Genomic DNA, 12,275 nt, shown 5'->3' with positions numbered 1-12,275 from the left:
CTTCTATGAAAACAATTACGATTATACTTTTTTCATTAATTTTAAACAGTTGTGGTACCGCAAAAGACGCAACAACTAGTTTAAATACAGATATGAAATCTCAAGCGTTAAACGGAAATTTTATTGTGTCGACTTTAGACAGTCAAAACAAAACAGATAAAAACTTAAGCCTAAATTTTGATGCAGAAGCAAATCGCGTTTCAGGATTTTCAGGATGCAATCAATTTTCTGGTAATTATACAATAGCAAAAAATAATAGCATATCCTTTGGTCCATTAGTTTCAACAAAAAAGTTTTGCAAAGATAATGCTACAGAAGCCACCTTTCTTCAAAACTTACAAAACACAACACATTACACTTTAGAGGACAATAAGGTTACACTTCTTCAAAATGATAAAGAACTGATAACTGCTAAAACAGATACAGACAAAACATCTCAAAAACAAGAGAGCAATTTAACTATTAGATACTCATCATCTTCAAGAGGGAGTTATACTTTAATTGAGGTAAATAAAGAGACCGTAAAATCACAGTTTAACAGAGCTGAGAAAGAAAACGTACAATCATGTAGTAAAGATGATTGGAATGCTTTAAAAACGCTATCAGAAAGTATCGACCCAAAATCTATTACTAATTTAGAAGCTCCTAGTAAAGCACATCAATATGATGGAGCAGCAGCAGCTAATGTAACCATAACAGTTGACGGACAAGAATACATGACACCAACTTTTGATGCTGGAAATCCACCAAAGGAAATAGCAGAACTTGTTACTAAACTAAATAACATAGCTAAACAAAACACAAAAACTAAAGATTAGTAACACTATAAATATCTTTAGTAATTCTTTAGTAATAAATCAATCCATATTGATTAATTTTGTAATCGAAAACATATTGAAAAATGCAGACTATTAAAGAAATACAAGACGAGATAATTGACGAATTTTCAATGTTTGAAGATTGGGAAGAACGTTACCAATACATGATTGATTTAGGTAAATCATTACCATTAATCGCTCCAGAATATAAAACAGAATCTAACATTATTAAAGGTTGCCAAAGTAAAGTTTGGGTGCATGCAGAGTTAGATAACGATAAAATAGCTTTTACTGCAGACAGTGATGCTATTATAACCAAAGGTATAATTGCAATTTTAGTTAGAGCATTTTCTAACCAACATCCAAAAGATATCCTAGACGCTAATACCGATTTTATAGATCAGATTGGCTTAAAAGAACATTTATCACCAACTAGAGCAAACGGTCTAGTAAGCATGATAAAGCAAATAAAAATGTATGCCATAGCATACCAAACACAAATTCAATAAGTTTTCGCTTTCGCGGAAATTAAAAGCACACAGTAACATGAGTGAAACAACAATAGACACAGCAGAGTTAGGTGAAAAAATAGTAAAAGTTTTAAAAACTATTTTTGATCCAGAAATACCAGTAGATATATACGAATTAGGATTAATTTATGATGTTTTTGTAAACGAAGACTATGATGTAAAAATCTTAATGACCTTAACCACACCAAACTGTCCAGTTGCCGAAACATTACCTTTAGAGGTAGAAGAAAAGGTAAAATCTTTAAACGAAGTTAAAGATGCAGAAGTGGAAATTACTTTTGATCCACCATGGACACAAGAATTAATGAGCGAAGAAGCGAAATTAGAACTTGGAATGCTTTAAAATCTAAGATTATAAATGGCTAGACGTACTCCAAAATCGTTAAAAGATGGTAACAAGACTAGCTTAAAAAAATCTTTTAGCGCATTAATATTTATACCACGATTTTTTAAAGAAATCTGGAACACTAACAAAACCTTATTTTTAAGCTCAGCGTTTTGTAGATTAATTGGTGCCATTTTACCTGTCATAATTTTATGGATAGGTAAAATTATTATTGATCAAATTATATTACAAACACAATCAGAAAGTACAGACTTAACCCAATTATGGACGTATGTTGCTATAGAGTTTGGTTTAATTGTATTATCTGACTTAGTCAGTCGTGCCATACAATTAACCGATAGTTTATTAGGTGATGCCTACTCTATTGATACCTCTGTAAGAATTATAAAAAAAACCAATCAAATAGATATTAGTCTATTAGAAGATTCTGAGTTTTATGATAAATTAGAACGTGCCAGAACTCAAACTACAAGTCGTGTAGGTTTAATGTCCAATGCACTTGGTGAAGTGCAAAGTTTAATCTCTATTGCAACCCTTGTAGCTGGTTTAGTATATTTTGAACCTTACCTAATCATACTTTTAGTATTAAGTATCATTCCTTCATTTATAAACGAGATTTGGTTTAGTCAACAACAATACTCTTTAGCTAGGGGTTGGACTGCAGAACGTAGAGAATTGGATTACTTACGCTACATTGGTGCAAATGACAAAACTGCTAAAGAAATTAAACTATTTGGTTTGACGGATTTTGTGGTTAATCGTTTTAAAAATTTGTCGCAAGAATATTACGACCTAAACAAAAAACTAGCCATAAAGCGTTCTACTTTAGGTTTTGTATTTAATGTTTTAGGGACACTAAGCTATTATGGTGCCTATGTATTTATTATATATCGTGTTATTTCTGGAGTAATTACTTTAGGAGAATTAACGTTTTTATCTGGTGCTTTTAATAGACTAACCCGAAACCTACAAGATTTCTTTTCTAAATTTACACGTATATCAGAAAGTGCATTATACCTAAAAGACTATTTTGATTTTATAGACATATCTATTGCACCAAAGCATAAAGAAGAAATGCCTTTACCAAAAAAGATAACAGAAGGTTTTGAATTTAAAAACGTAATATTTTCTTATCCTGAATCTGATAATAAGATACTAAAAGGAATTAGTTTTAAAATAAAGGCAGGAGAAAAACTAGCGTTTGTTGGTCAAAATGGAGCTGGAAAAACAACATTAACAAAATTATTATTACGTTTTTACGAGCCTACTTCGGGTGAAATATTATTAGACGGAATAAATATTAACAGATTTAATAAAGCTGAATACCAAACATTTTTTGGTGTGATCTTTCAAGATTTTTTTAAATACGAATTTACCGTAAGAGAAAATATTGCTATTGGTGACATTGATCAAATAGATAATCAAGATAAAATTGAAAATGCTGCCGAATTAAGTTTAGCAAATCAAGTGGTGTCAGAACTTAAAAAAGGATACGACCAACAATTAGGTAAGCGCTTTGCAAAAGGACAAGAATTATCTGGTGGACAGTGGCAAAAAGTAGCATTAGCAAGAGCCTATATGAAAGATGCTAAGGTTATGATATTAGATGAACCAACATCTGCATTAGATGCTAAAGCAGAAAGTGATGTCTTTGATAGATTTATAGGACTAACACAAGATAAGACTAGCATTATTATTTCGCATAGATTTAGTACTGTAAGACAAGCAGACAAGATTTTAGTACTAGACGAAGGTCGCGTGCTAGAAATGGGTACACACGACCAATTAATGGCTAACCAGTCATTATATGCTGACTTATTTAGACTACAAGCAGAAGGATACCAATAAAAATTACTTATTTATTAAATTATGGCTGAAGAGATTATAAATCGTGTAGCAAATAGTAAACTAATAACTATAGATCTTGAGGATTTTTATCCAAAAGGTGCACGTGTACAATTTGATATTAAAGACTGGTTATTTCATGAATTAGTTTTAAAGGAAAAAGATTTTAGAGAATATGTAAAAAATCATGACTGGAGTCAATACCAAAACCAGTACGTTGCTATACATTGTAGTGTAGATGCTATTATACCTGATTGGGCTTTTATGTTATTGACCGTAAATTTAGAACCTTTTGTCGAAAAGTGCCATATTGGCTCGCTTGTGGATTTAGAGACCTCAATTTACCAAGATATAATAGGTAAAATAGATGGTACAATATATAAAGACAAACCTGTTATTATAAAAGGGTGTAGTAATAAGCCAGTGCCCATAAACGCTTATGTTATGATAACAAACAAACTAAAACCATATGCTAAAAACATCATGTATGGAGAAGCTTGTTCTTTTGTACCTATATTTAAGAAATAAACTTTAAAAAAAGACACAAAACACTAAAAATCAAACAATTAACTTGTATTGAAATTTGTGATAAATAAGAACTAAACCTTATATTTGCAACCGTTTTATTAAAGACTTATATTTTATGAAAAAAGTATTATTTATTGGAGCATTATTTTTAGGAATGGTTTCCTTAAACGCTCAAACTAAAGAAGAATTACAATCTCAAAAAGCAGAAAAACAAGCAGCAGCTGATGCTTTACAAGGTGAAGCAAATGCTTTACAAGCTCAAATAGATGCACTTCCAGGATGGAGAAAAGGTGCTTTTGGTACTATTGGTGGAAGCATTTCTGAATTTAGCAACTGGTACTCTCAATCTGCAGTAGACAATTCTTCTGGTACTATCGGATTTACTGTTAATGGTTTTGCTAATTTAATTGAGGAAGACTTTTTCTGGAGAAACAGCTTAAACGTAAACTTAGGTTGGGTAAAATTAGATGATAAAAATGATCCTACAGATAGTGAGGATTTTGAAGCAACTACAGATGTATTTAACATCTCTTCTTTATACGGAAGAAATATTGCTAAAAATTTAGCAGTATCTGGATTAGCTGAATACAGAACTACAATTTTAGATAACTTTAATGATCCAGGATATTTAGATGTTGGTGTTGGTTTAACATGGACACCTATTGAAAACTTAATTGTTGTTGCACATCCTTTAAACTACAACTTTGTATTTGCTAAAAACGATGCGGTTTTCCAATCGTCTTTGGGTGCTAAAATTGTTGCAGATTATACTAGACAAATTGGTGCAATTAGCTTTAAGTCTAACTTCTCTACTTTCCAATCTTATGAAGATGGAGATTTATCTAACTTTACTTGGATTAACAGTTTTGGTTACAACTTATGGAAAATGATTGGTGTTGGTTTTGACTTTGGTTTAAGAAGCAACAAACAAGAAGCACTTAATTATGCATTAGGTCAGTACGATGCTACTTCTACTACTGCAGAACCTACTTTTGATAACGTAGATAACAAATTACAATCTTACTGGTTATTAGGTTTAAATTATAAATTCTAATTAATAGTACTAGATTATTTTACACAAAAAAAGCACCTTAAAAAAGGTGCTTTTTTTATGCGTTAAGGATGGAAGTGGCATCCTTTTTTGTCTTTTATTTAAAAATCTTTATTTGATATTTGTACTAGACTTACTCTATAAAATTAGTGTTTAGATTGTAATACAAAAAAGATATAACGGACAGCCTGACCCTTTAGGGTAACGCCCAAATTATATTATTCTTCTTCACCTAAATTATCATAATCGTAATCTGGATATAGAAAATGATTGTAAGGAAAACGCGTCACGTGTATGTCTCTTACCTCATCATAGACACGTTTTTTAAACTCTTCTAAATTACGTTTGTTTAATGCTGATATAAATAAAGCATTGTCTTTACCTACACGACTCATCCATGTTTTTTTCCATTCTGCTAGGCTATAGTGTTCTTCAGAACGTTCTGCTATTAGGTCTGTGTCATCAAACGGTTTGGCTTTATAGGCATCTATTTTATTAAATACCATTATTATAGGTTTATCTGCACTATTTATTTCGCCTAAAACCTTGTTAACAGACTCTATATGATCTTCAAAATTTGGGTGAGAAATATCTACAACATGTAATAATAGGTCTGCTTCCCTAACCTCGTCCAATGTACTTTTAAAACTGTCTACCAATTGTGTAGGAAGTTTACGTATAAACCCAACGGTATCTGTTAATAAAAACGGTAGATTTTGGATGACTACTTTTCTAACGGTAGTGTCAAGGGTAGCGAACAATTTATTTTCGGCAAATACTTCTGACTTACTTACGGTATTCATTAACGTAGATTTACCTACGTTAGTATATCCTACTAAAGCAACACGAACCATTTGTCCACGATTACCACGTTGCACAGACATTTGTTTGTCTATAGTTTTGATTTTGGCTTTTAATAACGAAATCCTATCGCGTACAATACGTCTATCTGTTTCTATTTCGGTTTCTCCAGGTCCACGCATACCAATACCTCCTTTTTGACGCTCAAGGTGTGTCCACATACCTCTAAGTCTTGGTAAAAGGTATTCACATTGCGCTAACTCGACTTGTGTTCTTGCATAACTGGTTTGTGCACGTTGTGCAAAAATGTCTAGAATTAGATTAGTACGATCTAATACTTTTACATTTAATATTTTACTTATGTTACGCTCTTGAGATGAAGATAACTCGTCGTCAAAAATAGCTGTACCAATGTGGTTATCTTCAATGTATTGTCGTACTTGCTCCATTTTACCTGTCCCAATATAAGTTTTGGGATTAGGCATTTCCATTTTTTGTGTAAAACGTTTTTTAACTTCTCCACCTGCTGTGAAAGTTAAAAACTCAAGCTCGTCAAGATACTCTTTTGACTGCTCTTCGTTTTGCTCTTTTGTGACTACACCAATTAAAACTGCTTTTTCAAGCTCGATATCTTTTTTTCTAACATATAATTAATTATACTACAAAGTTACATAATTGTATCCATAATAAAATTGCTATTTTTAACCTTCAAAAAAATTGATGGTCTTGAATTTTAACTTCTTAAAACCTAAAACTAATAAGCAAACGGTAGCTTTTTATAATATTGAAAACTTATTTGATATTTATAAAGACAACCTAACGCGTGATAGAGATTTTAATCCTACCTCCGAAAAACGTTGGACCATTAAAAGGTACAACAATAAATTACGAAAAATTGGTTATGCCATCTCTAATATTGGAAGAAAAGAAACCAATAGTCATCCTGCAATTATTGGTTTGGCAGAAGTAGAAAACGAAGCTGTAATACAAGATCTAATTAAATCTAAACATTTAAAAGAATACCCTTACCAATTTGTACACTACAATAGTAAAGACGAACGTGGTATTGATGTTGCTTTTATTTATGATAGTAAAAAGTTTACTGTTACTAGCTCTGATGTGTTTACTTATAATTTTACCAATGACGATGGATCTCCTGATTATACAAGGGATATTTTATTGGTTAGCGGAATGTTTTTAGGCGAAACTGTACATTTTCTAGTTAACCATTGGCCATCTAGAAGAACTGGTAATAATGAAACTGAACACAAACGATTAATTGCATCCAAACATTTACAGTCCATAATCGCAACTTTAAAAGACAATTTACCTGACACCAGAATAATTGTCATGGGAGATTTTAATGACGATCCTGCTAGTAAAAGCATTCAACAATTAGTAGACAATCAAGGGTTATATAATCCAATGGAAACATTATTATCCATAGATCGTGGAACAACTAGTCATAAATTTGAATGGAATTTATTTGACCAAATATTAATTACTCCTAATTTTTTAAAAGTAGAAGCAAGACGTTTAGATACGTAAAAGCTGATATTTATGATCCTGATTTTTTAAAACAATCTGATGGCAAATATAAAGGCACACCTTATAGGACTTACGTTGGCAAACGCTACAAAGGTGGTTATAGCGATCATTTTCCTGTGTATTTAATTTTAAAGAAAAAGTAAATTATATAACAGTTATAAATTTTACAACATCTTTTTGTTTGTGAAAAATGCCCAGACAGCTTCTTTAGTTTGGACAACACAAATATTACAGACTAACTATAAACAAGCACTTTACTAGAATTATAGTATTTAAAAGGTATAGCTATAAGCTAAAAAAGTATATGAGGGAAGCAAATTTGTTCTTTGAATATTAGTACCAAAATCAGACACTTGGACTTGTTCAAAATTAACCTCATTGAGTATATTATTTGATACTAATTCAAAACTATATTTTTTACCTTTTGGAGTATATTTAAAAGAAAAATCTATAAAATTATAAAGCTTATTATTATTTGACAAAGAGGGTAAAAAAACATCTGATGTTAATTTTAAAAAAACCGTTTCTGTTGGCTTAAATAATGTGCTAAACGAGTTACGAAGGGATCTATTAACAAATAAACTTCCGTCACTAGATGCTGTATCTGAATATTGAAAGTTAAAATTATTTCTGAAATTTATAGCTTTTAAAAATGCTGTTCTGAAATTTATCCCAAAACGAGCAATCTTACTTTCATTATTTCTTAATAAAGAATTGTTTACTATATTCTTATAATTTAAAATAGAAACATTACTATCAAACTCTACAAAAGTATCCGCAAATGGCACAAATAAAGTACCATTAATACTTCCGCTTAGATCATCTTGACTTTCTGGTAAAAAAACATAATTGATACGTGTTGTATTTTGGTCTATAAAAGAGTTAACAAAAAAACTATTTTTACTCTTGTTATAATTAAGAGCGACATTTAAGGACGTTTCCGATTGTAAATTGTAAAAATAATATAGTAAACCTACACTTAATGTTTCTTGTACATCTAGTTTTGGCGTATTAGCCAGTAAGGTTCTGTTATTAATTAAAATATTGTTTGAAAAAAGATAATTTTCGATTTTATTATCTGTCTCGTAAGACACAGAGCTCTGTAAAAAACTTATCCTATTAATTTTATATCTTAGTTTTAATGAGTTTTTAAGGACTAAATTAGTTTTATTCTGATTGTTTGAAGGATCTATAGTTTCTATTTCATTTTGTAGAATACCTAAAGAATATTCTGGAATGACTCTAAATTTTTTAAAATTAAAATTATAATAGCCTCCTTGTTCAATTTTCTTTTTAGAATAATTGAGATCATTTTGACTTAAATTATTAGTATCACCTTGTTCAACATCTAACAATTTTGATGTTAGATTGTGTCCTATGCTTTTAGCTTTAACAAAAACGGAGTAATTACTCCCATTTTTTGAACTACCTAAAAAAGATACTTTTCCTCCTAAACGATTTTTATCAAGTCCTACATTTTGCAAATTAAAATCACCTTCAGATAAAAAAGAAGGAGTGACTTCATACATTTGATCTATTTTATTTCTGGAATGGTATAATGAGACTTGAATTGCTTTGTTACCAGACAGACGCTTTGTATAATTTAATTCATTAAGTATAAAAAAATCATCTGAGTTTAAGATGGTTTCATAAGAATTATTATTATTTGATTGTATAGCTGAAGTACTTGTAATATCTTCTTGGCGAGCTCTAAAATCATAGGTTAATAATGAGGTATTGGAGGTTTTATATTTTAATTCTAGATCACCTCTATACTGCCTTGGCTGATTAGAATAAGAGAGATCATCTACAGTGGTAAAGACCTCATTCTCAAAATTATATTTGTTTTCTATAAATTGATCGTTTTTTAAATGGTCTTTTAAATAAAATAGATTTGTTTTTAAATCTATCTTTTTATTTATTTTAAAAATAGCATTATAGTTACCAAATAACTGGTTATTAATATTTACTCGATTATCACTTAAAAAATTAGAAAATTGGGTGGTAGGTATTATTTTTTCCGCAAAGTAATCTGCTTCTTTCAATTGTTCTGTGTTTTTTTTAGAACTAAAATGATCAAAAGGAGAATTATTAGTTCCTAGATTATTAGACCCTATGGTTGCAAAAGATTTATACCCTTTAGTAACACCTAACAAGGTAGCACTTGTAAAATGAGCTAAATCTAAATCTTCAAAAACACCTAATCCTGTATCGATATTTCCAGAAAAGTCAAATCTTCCTTTTTTTAACTCTAGATTAATCGCAACTTTCTCTCCATCTTCAATACCTTTGAGTAGGGCATTTTCAGAATAATTTTCGATAGCTTGTACTTGAGCTATTACTCCAGCGTTTATATTTTTAGACCCTATCACATAATTGTGCCCAAATAGGTCATCACCTCCTAATAAAAGAGCCTCTATGGCTTTACCTTTAAACTTAATTGCTCCAGAATCTTCATTTATCGTGATTCCTGGTAATTTCTTTAATATGTCCTGAACCTTCACCTCATCTCCTGACAGATAAGAATTTAGATTATAAGTAACAGTGTCCTTTTTAATGACTACAGCTTTTCTTGGAGCTGTAATAACCACCTCTTCTAAACTTTCTTGAAAATCTTCTAATTTAAAATTTACAGTATAACTTTTAGTCTTTTCTGGATTACTAATTGTTCTCTGTTGTTTTTTATAGCCATAAGCATCTACTTCTATTATAATCTTATCAAGATAATCTTTATTCAAACTAATTTCATACAAGCCATCAGAAGGTAATGTATATTCAGAGATATTTAAAGAATCTTTCTTTATAAGAATATTTGCAACATTTATAGGTGTATTATTCTTATCTGTGATAGTACCCTTTAAAGTCTGACTGCTTAAAGCTGAAACTTTAATAAGAAAAAAACAATTAAGAGTATCTTCTTATTTTTTGATGCCATTAAAAAGATAACTTACCTATCCCTAGATCTTCGATTCTATCTGTAATTTCAATAGAACCAGTTCCTCCATCTTGCGATTTAGACTTAATTTTTTTTAACTGCTTAATCATCCATTTCTTAAAATCACTTTTATAAGTATCCCAACTGATAAGTTTTTCATTATTATAAACATTTGATATGTCACTATTATCAGAGCTATTTTTAGCAATCTCAATAGGTTCTATATTATAATATCCATCTATACTGTTTACTGCAAGTATTATTCCTGGTAATCCGTCAAATTTCCAAGGTCCACCTCGTAGTGATAATTCTGGAGCAAAATATGCTTCATACTCCCTACCTCTAAAGGTTCCTGTTGCCTTAATGCACTCATACTCTAAAAATTTCTTTTTTGAGTCAGAATGTATGGTCCAATCTATAAGGTTAATATTCTCTTTTATAATTACTTTTTTTGTTCCTATTAACTCATTATAAATAAGGGTATTCTCTTTATAATCTTTGTAGAATAAATCTTGAATTAAATATGCTGTGTAATTGTCTGCTATGTTAACCTCTTTAAATTCACCTATTTGGTCTGTATTTATAATGAATGATTGATCTTGATATGGCTTTAAATCGTCATTATTACTATAGTAAGCAGATTTAGTTCCGTTAATATATAAGTTATATTCTGATGAGAGAGCAAGAATCTCATCACTTGCATTTGTTGTTACATTATAAGTAATTGATACATTTTGAGCATAGAGATTACTCATCATAAAAAATAAAGTGACAAATAAAATTTTTAAATATTTCATATTAGAGTTAAATTATATCGTAAAGTTACATAATTGTAACTGTAATAAAATTTATGGCATTAAGATTTCAACTTTATAAAATCAACTAGACACACTTAAAATTTTAATGATCCTGCTAGTAAAAGCATTCAACAATTAGTAGACAATCAAGGGTTATATAATCCAATGGAAACATTATTATCCATAGATCGTGGAACAACTAGTCATAATTTTAAAGAAAAAGTAAATTATATAACAGTTACCTAAAATCGTGTAAAATTCTAGGCATGCTATTTGCATAACTTTGGTTTTTATAAAACTAATGTTATGAATGACTTGATTAAATATGAAGTAGGGAGTACTGCAATCCAAAATTTATTTATGGTTAGTAATGATATTGAATTAGCGTTTCAGTATTTAAAATCACAAACTGAAGATGAAAACGTAAAAACTTGGATTGACGATAAACTAAATTACACTACAGCATTTAGAATCAAATCATTAAATATTTTAAAAACTCTTAACATTAAACCAAAACAACCTAAAAACTGGGTTATTAAACTTAAATTATTATGGTTTGGATTAAAACGTCAGTTTTATAAAAAACAGGATCAAATGATTTTAAAAGAGTGCATGACACTTAACAACTATTTTTTAAACGAAGTTAATAAAGAAATTAAATCAGGTATCTTATCTAAACCGTCTTACCAATTATTAAATACACTTAAAGATAGTTTATTACAGACTAAGCAAGCCTTTTACTTCTCACAATTAAAGATAAGCTAAGTCTAAGGTTTTTTGCTTGACCAAAATAGCAGCACTTGTGTAACCTCCTTCTGTGTCATCTACAAAATGGATAAGGAACAATGGTATAGAACAATCATTACATCCAAAAAAACGAGGTCATCTATTTTATATTTTTTATAAAATCTAAATCGTTTTCATGTTAACAAGGAGTAAACAAGACAATATCTAGATCTCAGAGTTAATAGTTTATAACATTTTTAAATTGTAAAGAAATAAAATAATGTAACATCACTCTAAAATTATGTAACATGACACACAAGCTGCTACATTAATTTTGTAACATACTATTT

10 protein-coding genes and 1 pseudogene are annotated in these 12,275 nt (G+C 29.8%); 8 read left to right on the top strand and 3 right to left on the bottom strand.

Annotated elements, in window-relative coordinates; translation table 11 throughout:
• Positions 1-5 precede the first annotated feature (5 nt).
• From AC0L4B_RS04950 to AC0L4B_RS04925, 6 genes are all read left to right on the top strand, one after another.
• Entirely contained in the window at positions 6-818 is an 813-nt protein-coding gene (locus tag AC0L4B_RS04950) for an META domain-containing protein (RefSeq protein WP_473438805.1), read from the top strand.
• A gap of 83 nt (positions 819-901) precedes the next feature.
• Positions 902-1,327: a SufE family protein gene (locus tag AC0L4B_RS04945; RefSeq protein ID WP_028290260.1), complete on the top strand. Its 426-nt coding sequence runs from the start codon at positions 902-904 to the stop codon at positions 1,325-1,327.
• Positions 1,328-1,364: 37 nt separating this feature from the next.
• Positions 1,365-1,691 (top strand): DUF59 domain-containing protein, encoded by a 327-nt coding sequence (locus AC0L4B_RS04940; RefSeq protein WP_028290261.1) that lies wholly within the window; start codon positions 1,365-1,367, stop codon positions 1,689-1,691.
• Between the two features lie 15 nt (positions 1,692-1,706).
• A complete protein-coding gene (locus AC0L4B_RS04935) occupies positions 1,707-3,542 on the top strand; it encodes an ABC transporter ATP-binding protein (protein WP_473438804.1) in 1,836 nt (611 codons plus the stop codon).
• Positions 3,543-3,563: 21 nt separating this feature from the next.
• Positions 3,564-4,067 carry a DUF2480 family protein gene (locus AC0L4B_RS04930; RefSeq protein ID WP_473438803.1) on the top strand — a complete coding sequence of 168 codons (504 nt, stop codon included), beginning with the start codon at positions 3,564-3,566 and terminating at the stop codon, positions 4,065-4,067.
• 115 nt (positions 4,068-4,182) lie between these two features.
• A complete protein-coding gene (locus tag AC0L4B_RS04925; protein ID WP_473438802.1) occupies positions 4,183-5,121 on the top strand; it encodes a DUF3078 domain-containing protein in 939 nt (312 codons plus the stop codon).
• Between the two features lie 215 nt (positions 5,122-5,336).
• Here AC0L4B_RS04925 and hflX read toward each other — a convergent pair whose 3' ends face one another.
• The gene (gene hflX, locus AC0L4B_RS04920; protein ID WP_473439397.1) at positions 5,337-6,548 is read right to left on the bottom strand and encodes a GTPase HflX; all 1,212 of its coding nucleotides are present in this window, start codon (positions 6,546-6,548) and stop codon (positions 5,337-5,339) included.
• A 91-nt stretch (positions 6,549-6,639) separates the two neighbouring features.
• Here hflX and AC0L4B_RS04915 point away from each other — a divergent pair.
• Positions 6,640-7,610, top strand: a pseudogene (locus AC0L4B_RS04915) (endonuclease/exonuclease/phosphatase family protein).
• 129 nt (positions 7,611-7,739) lie between these two features.
• On the opposite strand, the gene AC0L4B_RS04910 reads toward AC0L4B_RS04915, so the two are convergent.
• Both AC0L4B_RS04910 and AC0L4B_RS04905 read right to left on the bottom strand, forming a co-directional pair.
• A complete protein-coding gene (locus AC0L4B_RS04910) occupies positions 7,740-10,205 on the bottom strand; it encodes a TonB-dependent receptor (RefSeq protein ID WP_473438801.1) in 2,466 nt (821 codons plus the stop codon).
• A gap of 196 nt (positions 10,206-10,401) precedes the next feature.
• Positions 10,402-11,199 (bottom strand): GLPGLI family protein, encoded by a 798-nt coding sequence (locus tag AC0L4B_RS04905; RefSeq protein WP_473438800.1) that lies wholly within the window; start codon positions 11,197-11,199, stop codon positions 10,402-10,404.
• 306 nt (positions 11,200-11,505) lie between these two features.
• On the opposite strand from AC0L4B_RS04905, the gene AC0L4B_RS04900 reads away from it, so the two are divergent.
• Positions 11,506-11,964, top strand: a complete 459-nt coding sequence (locus tag AC0L4B_RS04900; RefSeq protein ID WP_473438799.1) for a hypothetical protein — start codon at positions 11,506-11,508, stop codon at positions 11,962-11,964.
• Positions 11,965-12,275 lie beyond the last annotated feature (311 nt).

This window comes from Olleya sp. NP1-10, assembly GCF_055804415.1.
This window is presented reverse-complemented; position numbering and strand designations above follow the sequence as displayed.

What these genes read in the sequence shown, in the direction of transcription:
- AC0L4B_RS04900 (WP_473438799.1), top strand. Translation starts at nt 11,506, where the DNA reads ATGAATGACTTGATTAAATATGAAGTAGGGAGTACTGCAATCCAAAAT.
- AC0L4B_RS04930 (WP_473438803.1), top strand. Translation starts at nt 3,564, where the DNA reads ATGGCTGAAGAGATTATAAATCGTGTAGCAAATAGTAAACTAATAACT.
- AC0L4B_RS04940 (WP_028290261.1), top strand. Translation starts at nt 1,365, where the DNA reads ATGAGTGAAACAACAATAGACACAGCAGAGTTAGGTGAAAAAATAGTA.
- AC0L4B_RS04905 (WP_473438800.1), bottom strand. Translation starts at nt 11,199, where the DNA reads ATGAAATATTTAAAAATTTTATTTGTCACTTTATTTTTTATGATGAGT.
- AC0L4B_RS04945 (WP_028290260.1), top strand. Translation starts at nt 902, where the DNA reads ATGCAGACTATTAAAGAAATACAAGACGAGATAATTGACGAATTTTCA.
- AC0L4B_RS04935 (WP_473438804.1), top strand. Translation starts at nt 1,707, where the DNA reads ATGGCTAGACGTACTCCAAAATCGTTAAAAGATGGTAACAAGACTAGC.
- AC0L4B_RS04925 (WP_473438802.1), top strand. Translation starts at nt 4,183, where the DNA reads ATGAAAAAAGTATTATTTATTGGAGCATTATTTTTAGGAATGGTTTCC.
- AC0L4B_RS04950 (WP_473438805.1), top strand. Translation starts at nt 6, where the DNA reads ATGAAAACAATTACGATTATACTTTTTTCATTAATTTTAAACAGTTGT.